Source organism: Moorena sp. SIOASIH, from assembly GCF_010671925.1.
Lineage (GTDB): Bacteria > Cyanobacteriota > Cyanobacteriia > Cyanobacteriales > Coleofasciculaceae > Moorena.
Map to the genome: position 1 here is coordinate 258317 of NZ_JAAHIH010000001.1, position 18031 is coordinate 276347.

Annotated in this window: 13 protein-coding genes and 2 pseudogenes; 7 read left to right on the plus strand and 8 right to left on the minus strand. The window is 45.1% G+C overall.

Annotated features, from left to right (window positions below; genetic code table 11):
* Positions 1-5: 5 nt before the first annotated feature.
* From F6J90_RS01135 to F6J90_RS01145, 3 genes are all read right to left on the minus strand, one after another.
* Entirely contained in the window at positions 6-2030 is a 2025-nt protein-coding gene (locus tag F6J90_RS01135) for a mechanosensitive ion channel domain-containing protein (protein ID WP_293090702.1), read from the minus strand.
* Positions 2031-2103: 73 nt separating this feature from the next.
* Positions 2104-2679: an FHA domain-containing protein gene (locus F6J90_RS01140; RefSeq protein WP_293090703.1), complete on the minus strand. Its 576-nt coding sequence runs from the start codon at positions 2677-2679 to the stop codon at positions 2104-2106.
* A 268-nt stretch (positions 2680-2947) separates the two neighbouring features.
* Positions 2948-3079 (minus strand): hypothetical protein, encoded by a 132-nt coding sequence (locus F6J90_RS01145; RefSeq protein WP_293090704.1) that lies wholly within the window; start codon positions 3077-3079, stop codon positions 2948-2950.
* An 81-nt stretch (positions 3080-3160) separates the two neighbouring features.
* On the opposite strand from F6J90_RS01145, the gene F6J90_RS01150 reads away from it, so the two are divergent.
* The 4 genes and pseudogenes from F6J90_RS01150 to F6J90_RS43365 all read left to right on the plus strand — a co-directional run.
* Positions 3161-4078, plus strand: coding sequence for a branched-chain amino acid transaminase (locus F6J90_RS01150; protein WP_293090705.1), 918 nt, complete (start codon positions 3161-3163; stop codon positions 4076-4078).
* Between the two features lie 249 nt (positions 4079-4327).
* Positions 4328-6142 carry a tetratricopeptide repeat protein gene (locus tag F6J90_RS01155; RefSeq protein ID WP_293090706.1) on the plus strand — a complete coding sequence of 605 codons (1815 nt, stop codon included), beginning with the start codon at positions 4328-4330 and terminating at the stop codon, positions 6140-6142.
* Between the two features lie 270 nt (positions 6143-6412).
* Positions 6413-7645, plus strand: coding sequence for a glycosyltransferase family 39 protein (locus F6J90_RS01160; RefSeq protein ID WP_293090707.1), 1233 nt, complete (start codon positions 6413-6415; stop codon positions 7643-7645).
* 203 nt (positions 7646-7848) lie between these two features.
* Positions 7849-8142: pseudogene (locus F6J90_RS43365) on the plus strand (apolipoprotein N-acyltransferase); the annotation flags it as partial.
* Positions 8143-8580: 438 nt separating this feature from the next.
* On the opposite strand, the gene F6J90_RS43370 reads toward F6J90_RS43365, so the two are convergent.
* Positions 8581-8826 (minus strand): pentapeptide repeat-containing protein, encoded by a 246-nt coding sequence (locus F6J90_RS43370; protein ID WP_366513708.1) that lies wholly within the window; start codon positions 8824-8826, stop codon positions 8581-8583.
* Positions 8827-9033: 207 nt separating this feature from the next.
* Between F6J90_RS43370 and lnt the strand changes: the two are divergent.
* Positions 9034-9963 (plus strand): annotated as a pseudogene (lnt, locus tag F6J90_RS43375) (apolipoprotein N-acyltransferase); the annotation flags it as partial.
* A 69-nt stretch (positions 9964-10032) separates the two neighbouring features.
* Here lnt and F6J90_RS01170 read toward each other — a convergent pair.
* The 4 genes from F6J90_RS01170 to F6J90_RS01185 all read right to left on the minus strand — a co-directional run bounded on the left by F6J90_RS01170 (position 10033) and on the right by F6J90_RS01185 (position 12431).
* The gene (locus tag F6J90_RS01170; RefSeq protein ID WP_293090708.1) at positions 10033-10665 is read right to left on the minus strand and encodes a YqiA/YcfP family alpha/beta fold hydrolase; all 633 of its coding nucleotides are present in this window, start codon (positions 10663-10665) and stop codon (positions 10033-10035) included.
* Positions 10662-11147 (minus strand): periplasmic heavy metal sensor, encoded by a 486-nt coding sequence (locus F6J90_RS01175; RefSeq protein ID WP_293090709.1) that lies wholly within the window; start codon positions 11145-11147, stop codon positions 10662-10664. The genes F6J90_RS01170 and F6J90_RS01175 overlap by 4 nt, the downstream gene beginning before the upstream one ends.
* A gap of 316 nt (positions 11148-11463) precedes the next feature.
* The gene (locus tag F6J90_RS01180; protein ID WP_293090710.1) at positions 11464-11799 is read right to left on the minus strand and encodes a hypothetical protein; all 336 of its coding nucleotides are present in this window, start codon (positions 11797-11799) and stop codon (positions 11464-11466) included.
* Positions 11796-12431, minus strand: coding sequence for a sigma-70 family RNA polymerase sigma factor (locus tag F6J90_RS01185; protein ID WP_293090711.1), 636 nt, complete (start codon positions 12429-12431; stop codon positions 11796-11798). Before F6J90_RS01185 ends, F6J90_RS01180 begins: the two co-directional genes overlap by 4 nt.
* A gap of 1009 nt (positions 12432-13440) precedes the next feature.
* On the opposite strand from F6J90_RS01185, the gene F6J90_RS01190 reads away from it, so the two are divergent.
* Together F6J90_RS01190 and F6J90_RS01195 are read left to right on the plus strand one after the other, a co-directional pair.
* Positions 13441-15672 carry a polysaccharide biosynthesis tyrosine autokinase gene (locus tag F6J90_RS01190; protein WP_293090712.1) on the plus strand — a complete coding sequence of 744 codons (2232 nt, stop codon included), beginning with the start codon at positions 13441-13443 and terminating at the stop codon, positions 15670-15672.
* A gap of 520 nt (positions 15673-16192) precedes the next feature.
* Complete coding sequence (locus F6J90_RS01195) at positions 16193-17866, plus strand: alkaline phosphatase family protein (RefSeq protein WP_293090713.1); 1674 nt, start codon at positions 16193-16195, stop codon at positions 17864-17866.
* Positions 17867-18031 lie beyond the last annotated feature (165 nt).

Here is an 18031-nt window from a genome sequence, read left to right on the forward strand (position 1 = left end):
TTAACTTAATTTTCATCTAAATAAAAACGGTAAAACAAATAATCATCCCGGAAAGGATGATCATCTGCGACATGATGAATAATACCTCGATTAATCAGTATCTGTCCAATAGCCACTGCATCTTCCCGAGTAGAATTACACCGTTTCACCAACCAATCTACTGCTTCTGACCCCACAAAACAGCATCCATAGCTATTGAGACGATAGCGACGGTCTTTAATATCCAACCCTCCTGGTTGACGCATTTCCTCGACCAAGGTTTCAATGTCTAGTGTTACCATATCCTCTTGGAAAGGAGCAGTAGGGTAAGAGTCTTGATCTAGGTCATCGATCGGCTCTAGGAAACCTGAAACTAAGGAATCCTGGGGTAGCTGCTGAGACTGATACCCATTGGGAATATAGAGTTGGTTTTCTGGCGGTTTTGGCTGACGGTCCCCTAGCCAAGCCATGAGCAATTTCTCTAACTGAGGCGATCGCACATGGAGGTCCCGTTGAGGAAATGGTATATGGATATCATAGCGACGGAGACTTTTCTCAATCCGGTAGTTGAGGTCACTCTTGATTTTAGGCTGCCGCTTGGGGTCTCCAGTCCAGACCAACAGCTCAAATTTGAGGGCACTCTCACCAAATTCCTGAAACCAAACTTGGGGATAGGGCCTCAGTAACACTTCCGGGTGACTCTTGGCAGCTGCCAACAGTGCCTTCTTGACCTGCTCCACATCCGATCCATAAGCCACTCCTACTGGAATTTTTAGTCGGGAAATCGGGTTACCGTGACTCCAGTTAATTACCTCAGTTTCTAAAAAGCGGGCATTGGGCACAATTATTGTCACTTTATCCAAGGTGCAAATTTCTGTACTGCGGGAACCAACGTGCTGCACAGTTCCCACCAAATCGTTGACCTTAATAAAATCCCCCTGCTGAATCGGTCGCTCTAGGGTGATAATTAAGCCACTGATAAAGTTGTTAGCAATATTTTGCACACCGAAGCCAATCCCCACCCCTAAGACACTAGCAAAAATGGTTAGGGAACTCAAATCCAACCCAGAACTTTGGAGTATGATAATCATGCCCAAAAACGTCAGGACATACTGGGTCAGGATAGCAATCACATCTTGCACCCCTGAATCAGCGCCAGTTTTCCCCAAGATGTAATGCCTGAATAGCCTGGTGATGGCACTAACCCCAAACCATAGCACAACGGTTAATACCACCAACAGCAGCACTTGGATTGCAGAATACTTGCTTTCTCCCGGACCAATTACAGGAGACTTGAGGAAGTTTAACAGTTCATAACGCCAACTGCGAACTTGGGGAAATAGGTCACTAATAGTTAAGATAACTGTAGTCCACAGGATAAGCTGTAAGCCTAACAGGGCTGCCCCGAGAAATAATTTGGCTGGGTCGTGCCAAGGGAAAAAACGAGAAGCCGGATTCCCTAGCCAGGAGGTCAGTTTCCGCAAGGCAAATTGCCTGAACAAGCGTAACAGGAAGTACAACAGGATTAACAACACCAGCACTACCGCTGTAAACCTTACTGCCTGACGACTATAATCTGGCATGCGCTGTTGTTTGCCCTGCCGGATTGCCTTTTCAATCAGCTTCTCCCATTTCTCGGCTTGCTCAAGAGGATCAGTATCAGGAATTTGATCTGCCTTGGTAATCGTGACTATAATGCGCTCGGTAAACTTGGTACGAAGAATCCCCTCGTTTTGCCCGACATATTCAATGTCCACATATTCAGGTTTTTGTAGGGATTTCACCTCTCTTGCTAAGCGCTGATTGATCAGCTCGGCTCGCTCAGTAGCGCTAAAGTTGCCAGCATTGCCCACTTGAAACAACTCAATACCATCCACCACCACAGGAGCTTTCTCTTTACCATTTGCCAAGAATTCCTGTGCTAAGGTGGAGGCTGGTAATAGGGTCAGCAGTAGGGTAAGTACACCTAGCAACACCAATCCCAAGAGACGCTGAACCCTAGCCCTTGGGAAAGGGTTAATGGAAAATCGAACATTGACAAGAGATTCCATAGGTTACGTTCTATTTAGGTGCCATTTTCCATAACATTGAATCTCATGGTTAAGATTGAGCTAACTAGCTGTTCTAGACTACCCGTTCTAGATGTCTAGAGGAATCGTTTTTCTGATCTTGCATTCCCGGTTTTAACCCCTCTAGCAGACCGCTGACCACGAACCAAGTGCCGACTCCCATTATTAACAGTACCACTAAGCCAATCAACCAAACCACAGGTTTATTCTTGGGCAGAGAGTTAGTGACACTTTTCTCACCTAATAGACTAGTCTGGTCAAAGTTCTGTGCAGTGGCGTTCAGGTCATTTTCCCGTTTCAAAGCCGCTGTAATCTTGTACGGACCAATCCGCAAGGTATCCTTGCTTGAAAAAGGTTGAATACCAGAGCGAATCTTTCGTCCATTAATAAACGTGCCGTTGGCGCTGCGGTCAGTAACATAGAGTTGGGTATTAGCCACTGTGATCAGGGCGTGATACCGGGAAATCTCCTTGTCAAGAAGTACCAGATGAGACACAGATTGACCTGCTAAGTGTGCTGGCAAATGGTCATTTTCTCGACCAACAGCAATGGGCGGTCTCAGAACAGGTTTCTTTAACTCGCCGGTTTCTGGGTCTTCCCAGGTCAATTGAACATAAATAGGTTCAGCCAAGATTTCAATCCTGCTAACTAGAACATCGTGGATCAGTGCTGAGTGAGTCAGTTGTTAGTGCTGATTTTTGCTTAGCACATTAAGCGTTGTTTGTCAAATATACCCACATACCCACCGATGCTCAGGGTATGACAAGAAGGGTAAAAAATAGGTAAGCATTCAGCTATCAGCCTAATGCCGTCAGTTTTTGAATAAAAGAGGTAAGCTTTGGCCAAGGCCTGTGGCCACGCTACGGGAATGGCCACCCTAGGCGAACGTTTAATCTAAGTTAGGTCACAGGGTCGAAGCCTGTGCCACAAACATTAAGCCTGTGCCACAAAGCTGACGGCTGATAGGGTGTCCGGTGTAGGGTTTTGGGTAGGTCGTGGGTAGGAGCCAGTTCCCCCTGACGGAGTGACAACAAGGCTAAATGCCATGGAGACCATGCTGTCAGCCACTCGTTAAACTGAGGTAAATTAATCTTAAAGCACTGATTTTAACTATGCCTGATTTTTTGCCCATTGCTTACTTTCAGAACAAGTTTGTCCCTTTCGCTGACGCCAAAATTTCCATTGCTACCCATGCCTTGCACTACGGCACGGGAGCTTTTGGCGGATTACGCTGTATCCCTGACCCAAAAAAACCACAGCAATGTTTACTGTTTCGGTTAGACCGCCATTGCCAACGCCTAAGTAATAGTGCTCGGTTATTACACTACAATTTACCTCCTGATAAAATCGAGACTATTATCGTTGAGTTTATCAAACAAAATAAACCAACTACATCGTTTTATATCCGTCCTTTTGTATACACGTCAGATTTAGGAATTTCCCCGCGACTCCATAATATTGACAAAGACTTTTTTGTTTATGGATTAGAATTAGGAGATTATTTATCTCCTGAGGGAGTTAGCTGTCGGATTAGTTCATGGTATCGACAACAAGACCAAAGTTTACCCTTGAGAGGTAAAATTAGTGGAGCTTATATTACGTCTTCCTTGGCGAAAAGCGAAGCAGTAGAGTCTCGCTTTGATGAAGCCATTATGATGAATTCTGATGGCAAAGTCTCGGAAGCTTCTGGGATGAATATCTTTCTAGTCAGAAATGGGCAGCTGATTACCCCTGGATTCGATCAGGATATCCTAGAAGGAATTACTCGGGATAGTATTCTGACCCTTGCTAAGGACTTGGGCTTGCCAACTATACAACGACCAGTGGATAAATCAGAACTATTTATTGCCGATGAAGTATTTCTAAGTGGAACAGCGGCAAAGATCACCCCAGTTAAACGAATTGAAAACTATCACTTATCTCCAAACAGACCAATAACGGACAAGCTCAAGGAGATGCTAGCAGCAATTACCGAAAATCGGGAACCGAAATACAAAGACTGGGTGTATACGGTTAATATTGATAATTAAATTAAAGGTAAGCATTCAGCCGTCAGCGGTCAGCCGTCAGCTTATTTTATTCAAAAGCACCTCAAGGTGGCACAGGCTTTGGCCTTTGGCCACGCTGTGCGAACGACGCTGGGACTTTCCGCGTAGCGCATTAGCTGATAGCTGATTGCTGATAGCTGATTGCTTAAAATTAAAATTAAACTCCGGCTTATTGAACTGTGTAAACCTGTAGCGACTTCTGGGATAGCGAGTAGAATCAAAGCTAAACACATGAACAATCAACCGATAAATTCCGCAAACCCCTTAGGCGGTCGCTACAAAATCATCAGCAAGCTGGGAGCAGGTGGCTTTGGTCAAACGTTTCTGGCACAGGACTTGCACTTGCCAGGAACTCCCCAATGTGTGATCAAACAGCTCAAACCCCAGGTGACGGATCCTGAGTGTTTGGAAATTTCCAAACGCCTATTTGAGCGAGAAGCACAAGTCCTCTACCAGCTGGGTAACCACGATCAGATCCCCCAGTTGCTGGCGCATTTTGAGGAAAATCAGGAGTTTTATCTGGCCCAAGAATTTATTGATGGAGAACCCCTCAACCAAGAAATCCGTCAGCCTTGGGAATCAAATCGAGTGATTGCTCTGTTGCAAGATATTCTACAAGTCCTAGTATTTGTCCATGAGCAACGTGTGATCCATCGTGATATCAAACCCCCAAACCTAATCCGCCGCCGCAAGGATGGTAGAATTGTCATGATTGACTTTGGGGCAGTTAAGCAAGCTAGCACCCAGATTATCGATCCCGAAACGGGGCAAACCAAGACCATTGCTATTGGCAGTCATGGCTACACCCCCAAAGAACAGTTCGGTGGCAATCCCCGTTTTAGCAGCGATATCTATGCGGTGGGTATGGTAGGTATCCAGGCATTAACCGGAATTCATCCCAAGTTCCTGAAAGAAAACTCCGAAACAGGGGAAATTAACTGGCGCGATCGCATCCAAGTTAACACCCAAGTTAACTCAGAATTAGCGGATATCCTAGACTGTATGGTGCGCTATGATTTCCGTGACCGCTACCCGACCGCAGTAGAAGCGTTGGCAGCAGTTCAGAGGCTAACTGCTGCACCAACAATAGCTATGTCTGCTACAACAGTTCCGGAAGAGACTGTTCCTGTTTCAGCAACATCAACATCAGTACCAACCCAGGTCAGATCAGAGATCATCCGAAGATGGTTAATGAAGCCTTGGTTAATGATTACTGTCTTAGCAGGGATGGGTATCGGTATTTCTGTGATCGGTACTAAGACTTTTCTAGTTCCGAAACTTGTCACTCAAACTGACAACATTACTGATACCGTTGCCGAAACCTCGACTACCACCTCTGAGTCAAAACCTGCAACCCCAGCGGTAGTTAGCAACACTGCTGAAAGCACTACTACCAGCTCAGTCCAAAAAACTACTCCCGGATCCGATACCGAATCAGCTGCGAAATCGACATCCTCTACCCAAACACAACCAACTGCAACAGAATTAAACAGCCAAGGGGATAGCTTGCGGCAAGCAGGAAAGTACCAGCAAGCACTGATGACTTACGAAAAAGCGATCGCAAGGGACTCAAATTTAGCTGAAGCTCATTGGGGTAGTTGCTATAGCTTGAATTCCTTGGGGCGTACTCAACAAGCAATGGCTGCCTGCGATCAAGCCCTTGCCCTTAAACCTGACTACCCAGAAGCTTTATGGAGTAAAGGTGCAGCTCTCGAATCCCAAAACACCCCAACAGCCATAACTCTAGCGCTAACTCTATACGAGAAAGCGATCGCCATCAAGCCCGATTTTGCTGACGCCTGGATTAACCGAGGAGTAGCCCTCCATAAACTCAAGCGCTACAGTGAGGCCATAAAAGCTTATGAGCGGGCACTTCAACTGAATCCTAATTCTGCTGATGCTTGGAGTAATCTAGGGGCAGCCAAATGGGACGTTGGTCAATTGGATCAAGCAATCAATGCCATGGAAAAGGCACTTCAAATCCAGCCGAATCACCCCAATGCAAGGAATCTGCGTCAGCAGGCAAGAGAACAATTACGCCGTTGATCACTCTGTAAAAATAAATATTTGATAAAGATTAGATATTTATTTAAATATCTGATAAAGATTTTGGGTTTTGGTCTTAGAAACTGGAAAATCCTCTACTATTACATTTAATTACTATTAAGCATTAGAGCTGATAGCCCTAGGGATTAAATACGAAAACCTAACACCTAACACCTTATCCTAATTTTCAAAACTAAATTGACAGAGTACTAGGATTGCGATTGCAATCCCTAATTTTAGTTAACTAATTTTACTTAACTGTGCATCACCATGAAACTGAATACACCAGCACTTGGAATAAGAGCAAATTGGCTCGAGAAGTGGATGCCGATCGGCTTAATTTTACTAGTCGCTACTGGGTTGTACCTCTATCAACTCGGCACAGAAAGCTTATGGTACGATGAGCTGTTTAGCATTAACAAAACCCAGAGTGGGATATCACTGCCTCCGAAGAATCTGACACGTCCCTTTTATTTCATGATTCTCTACATTTGGATGCAGTTTAGCGCTAGCACCGTTTGGTTGCGTGGGCTATCTGTGATTTTTGGACTAGGCAGTGTCTTCCTAATCTACCTGTTGGGTCGTCGCTTAGCTGGAAAGCCAGTTGGATTGATTGCCGCCCTCTTACTAACCCTCTCACCTCTGTTTATCAACCATGCCCAAGAGGTAAGGATGTACACCCTGATCCCCTTCTTAAGTTTGGGGGGTACCTTAGCTCTAGCTCATGCCCTTGAAAATCCCAGGTTTGCTGCCATCAACTGGTGGGCTGTGGCCAGGTTTCTAGCCCTTGTGACTACTCCGGTTACTGTGACCTTGTTTCTGCCAGATCTGGTATTAATTGGATGGCAGTTCCGTAATCAAAAGCGCCGATTATTTGCCTTTGGGATCAGGCTGCTGCTGATTGGGAGTTGTTGGCTTCCTTTGCTATCAGCAGTTAATGAGTCTTCCACTAAATTCCTCAAAGGTTGGGTGACACAGTACCCAAAACCCAACATTATCTTAATTGTCTCTGAAGTCACCCACTTGACAGCTTTCTGGCCATTGAGACACTTACTAGGGTCAGGCATCAGTGCCAACGAGCTGATGAAACAGCTCAATCAGCAGTCTATGATCGAGTGGCTTGTAGACCATGTGTTAACCTCAAATATTTTACCTTTGCTCTATTACATGGCATATACGGCCATGGCAATCGGCTTGCTTGCTATAGCTCTATTGAGTAGGCACCCCTCAACAAAACTCTGGTGGATGAAAGTGTGGGCATTATTACCTGCCGGATCTATCTTATTGATATCCTATGTTTCCAGTTCCATATGGAAACCTCGCTATCTGCTAATTGTATCCCCCTATTTCTTAATTCTTCTAGCAGCAGGCTTGATGCAAGTTTGGCGTTGGCAACGTCGGGTGGCTGTTTTAGTAACTCTGATCTACGCTATAGCAGTGGGTAGTGGTCTAGTGCATTACTACACAACCTTGTATCGTGTAGCAGGTGGTGCGCCAACTTGAGACTTGTTTAATATATAGCAATTTTCATAATCATGAGGTACACAGTATTTTTAAAGACTCCCATCCATACCAGCGCCCGTAATCACTACTAAACAAACTCTTAACCCTACTACCTACTCCCTACTACCTACTCCCTAAAACCCAGAAATTTGTACCTCACAAAATTGATAAATCCTCTATTAGCGTTAATCGGTGGCATCCTGATGGGACTGACACCATCACCAACGGAAGCTTGGCCCCTAGCTTGGATTGCCCTAGTGCCTCTATGGTTCATAGTAGTCAGGGGTCAGAGTATTCGTGGCAATGCTTTATCTGGTCTGATCTGGGGTATCGGTTATCATGGCTTAGCTCTATCTTGGATTACTGGTATTCACCCGATGGACTGGATGGGCGTACCATGGCTAGCTAGTATTGCGATCGCATTATTCTGTTGGATAGTCATTACCCTCTGGGGAGCACTCCTAGTAGCTGTCTGGGCAATAGGAATCTCTATAACTCAATCAATTACAGCAAGTTTCGCCCCCCTAGCCCCCCAACTTTGGGGGGTTCTTGAGTTAAAGTCCCCCAGAATTGGGGGATTTAGGGGGCTTGCAGCTAAAGGTAATGAGGTCAATTCATCTGAAAACCGCTGTAAATTCCCATCCACCAAAGCTACACAACAACGTGATATAAATCCTGATATAAATCCTGATATAAATCTCCCTAACCCCACTCAAAACTATTTTCTTTTAACCTCCTGCTTACGAGTTCTAATCGGTACAGGCTTGTGGTGTGGCATAGAAACCCTCTGGAGTATGAGTCCCCTGTACTGGTCTGGCTTATCCTATACCCAAAGTCCCCATAACCTGATAATTTTGCACCTCGGTCAATTATCCGGTCCGATAACAGTTACAGCAGCTATTGTCGCCGTCAATGGTTTAATTGCTGAAAGCGGATTAACCCTTAATCAGTTGAAAGTTAGCAGGTTGAAAGTTAGCAGGTTGAAGGTTGACAGGTTGAAAGTTGACAGGTTGAAGGTTGACAGGTTGAAGGTTGGCTGGTTGAAAGTTAGCAGGTTGAAGGTTGGCAGGTTGAAGGTTGGCTGGTTGAAAGTTAGCAGGTTGAAGGTTGGCAGGTTGAAGGTTGGCAGGTTGAAGGTTGACAGGTTGAAGGTTGGCAGGTTGAAGGTTGAAAGTAATCACAACAACCTTGAACCTTCAACCCCTCAAAACCTTGAACCTTCAACCCCTCAAAACCTTCAACCTTCAACCCCTACAAACCTTCAACCTTCAACCCCTCAAAACCTTCAACCTTCAACCCCTAAAAACCTTCAACCTTCAACCCCTAAAAACCTTCAACCTTCAACCCCTAAAAACCTGCAACCTTCAACCCTTTTGGGTATGGCAATCGGGTTATTAATTAGCTTACATTTGCTCGGATGGTTACTGTATAACCAACCAATTGAGCAATCAAAAGATTCTGCTATTAAAGTCGGTATTATTCAAGGAAACATCCCCAATGAAATCAAACTTTATTCCGCTGGCTGGCAACGTGCTATAAAAGGTTACACTACTGGCTACCAGACATTGGCAGATCAAAAGGTAGACGCAGTGCTAACTCCTGAAACTGCCTTACCTTTTCTTTGGCAAGAACAGGTTCGCACTGTTAGTTCTTTCTACTCAGCAATTTTAGATAAAGGGGTTTTAGTTTGGGTGGGAGGCTATGGGCAAATAGGGCGTAGCTTTACCAATAGTTTGTTTACTGTCACCGGTACTGGTGAGACCTTCAGCCGTTACGATAAGGTCAAATTAGTGCCATTGGGAGAATATATTCCTTTTGAAGAATTCTTAGGACGTTTAATTGACCGATTATCCCCTCTTGATGCTCACTTAGCCCCAGGTAAACCTGACCAATTATTAGAAACCCCCTTTGGTCAAGCAGTGGTAGGAATTTGTTATGAGTCAGCTTTTCCCGAGCACTTCCGCTATCAAGCTGCCGCTGGTGGGCAGTTTATTATCACTGCATCCAATAATGCCCATTACAGTAATACTATGCCTGCCCAGCACCATGCTCAAGATGTGATGCGCTCCATTGAAACAGATAGGTGGACAGTTAGAGCAACCAATACGGGCTATTCCGGTATTGTAGACCCCCATGGCAAAACAGTATGGCTCTCGGGGATTAATACCTATGAGTTGCACGCAGATACGATTTATCCACGACAGACTCAGACGTTGTATGTGCAGTGGGGGAATTGGTTGACTCCTGTGTTATTAGGGTTAGGGGGAATTGGTTGGTTGATTTTGGGTTGGTTTGGAGTTGGTGTTGGGTTGGAGTAGCTCACCCCTGAACCGACTAACCTACCCGACAAGGGACGCCAAAGGCGAGCAACCGACTAACCTTCAACCCTAAATATCACAAAATTCCCGAACTGCTGCCCAAATCAACCCCATTACATCCCGCAAACCGTGTTCGCTCTCCAATTCAACCAATTGCACCCAAGGGCGCTTACTAGCATAATCACGACTCGCCATGATGGGAATCACGTCATCATCGCACCCATGTAGAATCAGAGTAGGTACTTGTCGCCCTAGCTCCAAAGCCTCATAATCACGGGCATCTTCTACAAACTGGTAGTGTAAGGGCAGCGATCTCTTTTCTCGGTAATGGTAAATCTCTAGATATCCCTCGGAGCGCCACTGATTGAGCTGTTCTGCTCCTAATTTCGGCAACCAATGGCCAAGGAATCCAAATGCTGGTGCTAGTAGAACCAGTCTCTTGATTTGTGGATGTTTTTGTGCTATACATGCAGCGGTAAAAGCACCCAAACTAGAACCAATTAAAGTGACTGGTGTTCCATCTAAGGGCAGTAATGCTCCCACTTGACTAAGCTGGCGACTTATTGTTAAATGGTTAAAGTCATCTTGATTAAGGTCAGGAATTACTAGAGAGACATTTAGGCCAGCAAAAGCTTGCTGTAGATACACCGCCTTGGCTGACTCAGGGCTAGATGCGAAACCGTGTAGATAAATAAATCTCAAAATCCTTGTCCTTTGTGGTTCTCCCTCAGGGGATATTGGTTGTGGCGGCGCTGTCTCATGAATTGAGCAAACTGGATGCGTTGTTCAGGAGTCATCACCTCTCGCATCTGCAACATACTCTCAAGGTGTAACTCTCCTAGCTGCTGGTTCAATAGTTGAACCTGTTGATATTGAGTGTGGATAGTTTCTCTGTCAGCTGTACCCACCATCAAATCACCTAATTTCTGCTTCGCTTGACTCAGTTCCTGGCGAAGATCTATAATAGAATCTTCATACTCCAGCTTAATGGTTTTTAGCTGCTGCCTTTGCACCTGGTTGAGCTTGAGTTGCCTCATTAACCTATGCTTACTCGATTTTGGGTGTTGTTGACCCTCAGGGCTGGGAATCAATTGAGAGGTTATAGGCTTGGTATTAGCTACAGCAGTGCAGCCAGTCAGGGTAACCAAGAGAATTGACAAAACATAACCTGGACGTAACAACATGGAAGTTACCTATAAATGTCTTTAATTTACAGTTTGGAAGAAATATTGAAGGTTGTTCGCGTAGCGTGGCCTTTTGGCCAAGGTTGAAGGTTGAAGGTTGAAGGTTGCAGGTTGAAGGTTGCAGGTTGCAGGTTGCAGGTTCCAGGTTGCAGGTTCCAGGTTGCAGGTCGTTCGCCCTTAGCCTTCCCGTAGGGTAGATTGAAGGTTAAAAACCCACTTTTCCCTTGCCACAGCAGTTGGCTAGAGCCAACCTATTCACACGTCAAACCTTATCCTCTATAGGTGATCCTGAGGTGATGGTTCCTACTATGCGCGTTTATTGTCCAGTATTGGCTAAGATCATCCAATCAGCTGGTGGACTATGAATGACATTGCTCACCGATGTCTCTCCCACAACTCCATGCCAATTTTTCTCTAAAAAAGCTTCTAGAGTGGTTAAGTTATGGGTACGGTAACCACTCCAAGCCATCAGTAAACCAACAGCGATGGCTGATGGAAGTAACCAAAGCTCTGGTTTACGACTAGGCGGTGGGGATTTAGCGATCGCATTGATAACTCGTTCCTCCAAGTCAAATGCTGCTGGTGGAGGAGTAGGTCGATGTTGGCGCAGAAATGCTTGCCATTGTTGGTCATCAGGTTGAAACTGAGTCATGGCATCTCTCCTTGTTGTTGGATGATATATTTCCGTAGGGAAGTTCGAGCGTGGAAAAGACGAGACTTAACCGTTCCGAGAGCTATGCCCAAAATTTTAGCAACTTCCTTTTGTGGCAAATCCTCTATATCATGTAGCACTAGCACAGCACGATGGTTCAAGCTCAGTTGCTGCATTCCTTGTTGAATAATGTCCTGATAGTGCAACTGCATCAGATCAGGAGTGTAGGAGGATTTGGCATTTTTTAGGGGTAGATCAGCTGTGTCCTCTGGAAGTTGAAGGTTGAAGGCACGTTGCCGTTGCAACTTGCCCCGCTGATCCGATGCCACATTCCAGCAGATGCGGTAAAGCCAGGTGGAGAACTGTGAAGGTTGCCGTAGTTTTGGTAAGCCTTTCCAAACTCGTAGGAACACCTCTTGTACTAAATCATCAAGAGCATAAGCACCACATAGCTGATAGATAGTTGACCTGACGCGCTGCTGATAGCGTCGGTATAGTTGGCGAAAACTCTGCTGGTTCCCCTGTTGGCACTGCAATACCAACTCTGTGTCTGTGCTGGTTGTTTTTGCAGCAGCAGAATCTTCTTTGGAAGCCTGGGCTGATCTGACTGACAACTGTGGGTTCTTCCTCACCGCTTTGTTTTCCTATGTTATTTAGACTCACTGGCCAACAGAATGGTTCAATTTGGTAAAAGTTTAGCCAGAAATGGAGCCAGCGGGGGTAGGGTGACCGTAAGCATTCAGCTATCAGCACCTCAAGTATCAGCTCATGGGCACGCTACACCGAACAGCCAAAGGCCTGTGGCCACGCTACACCGAACAGTTTATGCCCATAGCGCACGCTGTCTTGATCCAAAGCGCGAGTGGGGGAAACCTCACAGGGGTAGGTTTTTTACATTAGGGTCAAACATGGGACTTAACCTCAGGAGAGTAAAAGGAAAACAACGAATAAATGATGATTTTTAACGACAATAATGGTACATTGTCTTGATGCAGTCGCTCATGGGGGAAACCCCCAAGACCGCGCTGCATCGCTTTCTTATTCCCCACACCCCACACCCCACACCCCACACCCCACACCCGAGGTCTTTGTAAAAAACCTACCCTTATGAGGTGGGGGAAACCCCCGTGAGGCCACTGCATCGCTACTGTTCGCGCAGCACCTCAAGTAGCGCAATCGGTGTTTTTAGGTGCGACCCGTGGCGAATTTAATAATTAGATGGGTCAAGCGCACCTTTGAATAAAATAAGCTGACGGCTGATGGCTGACGGCTGATGGCTGACGGCTGACCGGGTTTGGGTTAAGTCGGAAGATAGAATAGTAAACAGCTCCAGGGATTGCTGGTCTTACTGACACAACAATCGGTCCCAAAACCCTACCCCCTAACCCCGTTTGCCCTACACCCGGTCAGCCCCTTAACTTTCTTATGTTCACAAGAACCACGGAAAATTTGCATATCTTTACCAACTCTTTAATGTCGAGTGACTTTTGATATGATTTACTTTTATTATTCTTTCCATATAATTGGTTATTTCCATATATAGGTTGCATCTGACGGATGGCTGGTTTGGTAGCTAATCCGCACCAATACCAAAAATTATTTTATTGTGCAATCTACCTAGGGGGAGTCCCTTAAGAATTTATGGAGTCTAGAAGTTCTATAGATCTCGATCTTAGCCAATACTTACTACTATTGAAACGTCGTTGGCTGCCAGCAGTTGCTATTTTCCTATTTACAGTTATCTCAGCAGCCTGGTCTACCTTGTTTCTCAAGCCTTCCTATGAAGCTGAAGGAAAACTACTGTTTAAGATAGACCGAACCGCTTTCTTGACTGGGTTGGGGGAGGAAATTGAACAGTTACGGCCTCTGGTGGATGCCCAGAACCCTCTGAGTACTGAAGTTGAGGTGATTTACTCCCACCCGCTTCTGCAACAGATCATTGATCAACTCAACCTCACTGATAACGAAGGTCTACCTTTGGAACCGGAAGCCCTGAAAAAGAAGCTCACTGTCAAAATTGTGGGTGGCACCGATGTGGTTAGGCTTTCCTACAAGGGTAAGAACTCCGAAAAAGGGGCGGCGGTGATCAATCAATTAATGAGGCTTTATATAGAGAATCAGATCCTATCCAAAAAGTCGGAAGCCGCAAAAGCCCGTGAGTTTATTACTAACCAACTTCCTCAAAGTGAAGCCAATGTTAGGCAAGCAGAAGCTGCTCTACGCCAATTTAAGGAACGCAATCAGGTTGTATCCCTCACAGAAGAAGCCCGGTCTTTGGTAGCGGTGATGGCTGACTTAGACAGCCAAATTACTACAGTTCAAGCTCAACTTGAAGAAGCCAATGCCCAAGCTGCTGGCTTGAGAAACCAGGTGGGTCTTAATCCCCAGCAGGCAATTGCTATCAGTGCCCTGAGTCAGTCTACTTCAGTACAGGGCGTACTCCAAGAACTGCAAGAGGTTGAGCGGCAATTAGCCGTTGGGAGAAATCGTTACGGTAAAAATCACCCGGTCATGGTTCGGCTGACCAAGCAGCAACGCTCCCTCAGAGGTCATTTACAACAGCAGATTGATCAAATACTAGGCTCTCAGAGTTTGGCTGGTACTCAGATACAAATTACTGAAGGGCTTTTAGAAGTTGACGAGCTCAAACAAAAACTGATTAGCGATTTTATTGAATCAGAAGTCAAACGTCGAAGTTTAGCAGAAGGATTAGCAACTCTTGCTAAGGCTAGAATTGCCTATGAACAACGGGTAAATGTTCTTCCTCGGTTGGAGCAAACTCAGCAGCAGCTTGAACAACGACTCCAAGCTGCCCGCTTCACCTATGAAACCCTGTTGAAAAATCTCAATGAATTAAAGGTCGCAGAAAACCAAGATACCGCTAATGCTCGCATCATTGAGCCAGCAATAGTCCCTAAAAAGCCCCTAGGTGATAAGAAATTAAAGGTGTTGGCTCTAGGGGTGATGTTGGGGGTCACACTAGCCACGACTGCTGTCTTGCTCTTGGAAATGAGAGACCGCTCTATCAAAACTCTCAAAGAAGTCAAGCAGTTATTAAGATATCCTGTGCTAGGGGTGATTCCAGTTTTCAAGCACAAGAAGCTCTCCCGTCGTCGGGATGACCTATTCTTCGGAGGGGAATTGCCCGTAACAGAGCAGCCTCATTCCATGGTCAGTGAAGTCTACCGGATGATTCAAGCGAATCTGAAATTTCTCAGGTCTGATCACCCACTTAAAGTTATTGTAGTCACTAGCTCCGTTTCCAAGGAAGGCAAATCTACGGTATCAGCAAACTTGGCCGCTGCTATGGCTCAACTGGGGCGTCGGGTCTTGCTGATTGATTCCGATATGCGTCACCCCAGTCAGCATTATATTTGGCAAGTAATGAATGTGGCTGGTTTGAGCCAGGTACTGATTGGTGAAGTGCCTATAGAGCTTGCTATCTGTAAAGCCATGGAAAATCTTGATATTCTCACCGCTGGGGTAATGCCTCCTAATCCTTTGGCACTCCTGGATTCAAAGCAAATGGCTTCCCTGATTCAGGAATTTTCAACCCAATATGACTTTGTGATTATTGATGCCCCACCCTTACTTCTGACTGCTGATGCCCTTTGCTTAAGTCCAATGACTGATGGCATGTTGTTGGTGGCTCGACCAGGTGTGCTGGATTTTGCTAATGCTAATGTGGCTAAACAAATGTTAGATAGTTCCGGTCAGACGGTTTTGGGTTTGGTGGCTAATGGTGTCATTCAAAAAGATGAATCTATTGGTTACTTTTACCAGTCACAGGAATACTTCCATTATGGCTCAGTCAGAAGATTGGCACAGCGTCAAGCTCAGACTAAAAAAACCTCGAATGTTTCCCGGAGATGATTTAAAACTATGACTTATGACTACTCGCTATTCCCTAGAAGCAAACAGGATAAATTAAGGAGTTAATACCCTGGAATATTCCAGGGTATAAATAGAATAAAACCCTATTGTTTGATTAGTTACCTATTTTTTTATTACTTAACGCCCTTAGTAAAGAACTACTGAAATTATTAGTGATAATTGAAACATTATATCAAATCCGGTTAATCACTTTCCAACCCAAATAATCCCTGGATGGGAATGGGGAATTACTAATCGGTAATCGTCAACTAGGTAATGATAAATTACTAATTACCAATTACTAATTACCAAATACCCGCTCCATAAGATAAGATTAAGATGATGATTATTCAACCAGAAATGCTCTTATGGATTAGCTTTACTTATATATAAAATCGGGAGCATCCCAATTTGGAATAAATATACCACATTAAGCTGTATGAACGCGATGTTAATGCCCATATCAAAAGATATATTTTCCAAAATGGGATGCTCCCTATATAAAATATAAAATACAACCATGAAAACCCCTGTAATTGCTATTGGACTGGATGCAGCTGACCCACTATTGTTGGAGAAGTGGATGTCTCAAGGACATCTGAAGACCCTCAACAAAATACGGCAACAAGGAATCTATGGTCGCCTGAACAATACCGTTAACTACAACAATAAAACAGTTGAATTTTCATCCACTGAACCCTTGTGGGTGATGTTTTCTACCGGTTGTTTACCAGATAAAACCGGTTTTTGGGATACCATAAAATTTTATCCAGAAAATTATAAAGTAGTCTGCGACAAAATTTATAGTGGATACGATTATAAAGAATATAATCCCTTTTATGCCTTAGGGAATGACTACCGGGTTGCTGCCTTTGATGTACCAGTATCAGCACTGTCAGATCAAATTAATGGCTTACAAATTTTGGGTTGGGGGGGACATTATCCCTTTGTGCCAAGCCATTCCCAACCGCCGGAATTATTGCCCAATATTATTGCCCAATACGGCAAAAACCCAGTGCTCCATAAAGATAATGGTCGCTGGTGGGATCCAGTTTATTTTAAATGGATTCAGGAAGCTCTAAAAACAAGTATCTCCACCCGCTCAGAGATTTGTCGGGATTTACTTCAGCGTGAACCGTGGGACTTGTTCGTGACCGCTTTTGGTGAAACTCACAGTGCTGGTCATGACCTGTGGGACCGCAGCCAACCAGATCACCAGCTCTACCCTTACCAGAGCAAAAAGAATGGTAAGGCTGGAGACCCCATGCTGAAAATCTTTGAAGCGGTGGATGATGCGATCGCAAAAATTATCGCTGCTGCCCCTAAAGATGCCTATATCTTGTGTTTTGCAGTTCATGGCATGGCTGCCAATGTTACCGATTTGATGAGCATGATGTTCCTGCCAGAATTGCTCTATCGGTATAACTTCCCTGGCAAATATGCCATTACTCCCAGCAAAATCGGAGTCACTCCCCCACCACCAGTTACTCGTCCAATCCGCAACTCTTGGCCAGGGGAAGTATGGCGACAGATTTATGAACCCAATCCCATTAAGCAGTTGTTCAACACCTGGACCCATAAAGCCTTTTTACAATCTGGCCAGCACGGTTTACTCTCTCCTTATCCCCTCATGAAGCACAGAGTGCAATTGGGTTGGATGCCAGCTACTCTATATACTCCCCTGTGGCCCAAGATGAAAGCCTTTGCTTTACCCGCTTTTGCTGATGGACATATTCGCATCAACCTCAAAGGACGGGAACGAGATGGTATTGTTGAGCCTTCCGAGTATGATGCTCTGTGCGATAACCTAACAGACTTCCTTTATCGCCTTACCGATGGCAGGACAGGAGAACCATTAGTTAAACAAGTAGTGCGCACCCATAACGTAGCCACAGATGATAACCCCAAACTGCCAGATGCTGACCTAGTAGTGGTATGGCACGAGTGTCCCACAGATGTAGTGGATAGTCCTGATGTGGGACGCATTGGTCCAATTACCTATAATCGTCCTGGTGGTCACCGAGCCAGAGGCTTTTTGATGGCAAGCGGACCAGGAATTACCCCAGGTTCTAGTTTGCCAGAAGCTCATCCTGTAGATATAGCCCCAACCATCTTGACCTTGATGGGAGCACCGATTCCCGACTACTTTGATGGCAAATCTCTACTTAGTCCGACTTTATCCATCTCAGCCTGACATATAAATCAACCCTAGGGATAGGGTTTAATTTCCCTATCTGGGTAATTCCTGAGCCTCTTAGATTCAGCAGGTTTAAGGGTGTGGATGAACTCTTACCTGGCCAGATGCTACTAACTTGAAACAATGTCATCCATTGCCTTAGTTCGCAACTATAGGGTAAGC

Coding starts and splice junctions, on each gene's coding strand:
- F6J90_RS01135 (WP_293090702.1), bottom strand. CDS start 2,030: ATGGAATCTCTTGTCAATGTTCGATTTTCCATTAACCCTTTCCCAAGG.
- F6J90_RS01150 (WP_293090705.1), top strand. CDS start 3,161: ATGCCTGATTTTTTGCCCATTGCTTACTTTCAGAACAAGTTTGTCCCT.
- F6J90_RS01155 (WP_293090706.1), top strand. CDS start 4,328: ATGAACAATCAACCGATAAATTCCGCAAACCCCTTAGGCGGTCGCTAC.
- F6J90_RS01160 (WP_293090707.1), top strand. CDS start 6,413: ATGAAACTGAATACACCAGCACTTGGAATAAGAGCAAATTGGCTCGAG.
- F6J90_RS01175 (WP_293090709.1), bottom strand. CDS start 11,147: ATGTTGTTACGTCCAGGTTATGTTTTGTCAATTCTCTTGGTTACCCTG.
- F6J90_RS01180 (WP_293090710.1), bottom strand. CDS start 11,799: ATGACTCAGTTTCAACCTGATGACCAACAATGGCAAGCATTTCTGCGC.
- F6J90_RS01190 (WP_293090712.1), top strand. CDS start 13,441: ATGGAGTCTAGAAGTTCTATAGATCTCGATCTTAGCCAATACTTACTA.
- F6J90_RS01195 (WP_293090713.1), top strand. CDS start 16,193: ATGAAAACCCCTGTAATTGCTATTGGACTGGATGCAGCTGACCCACTA.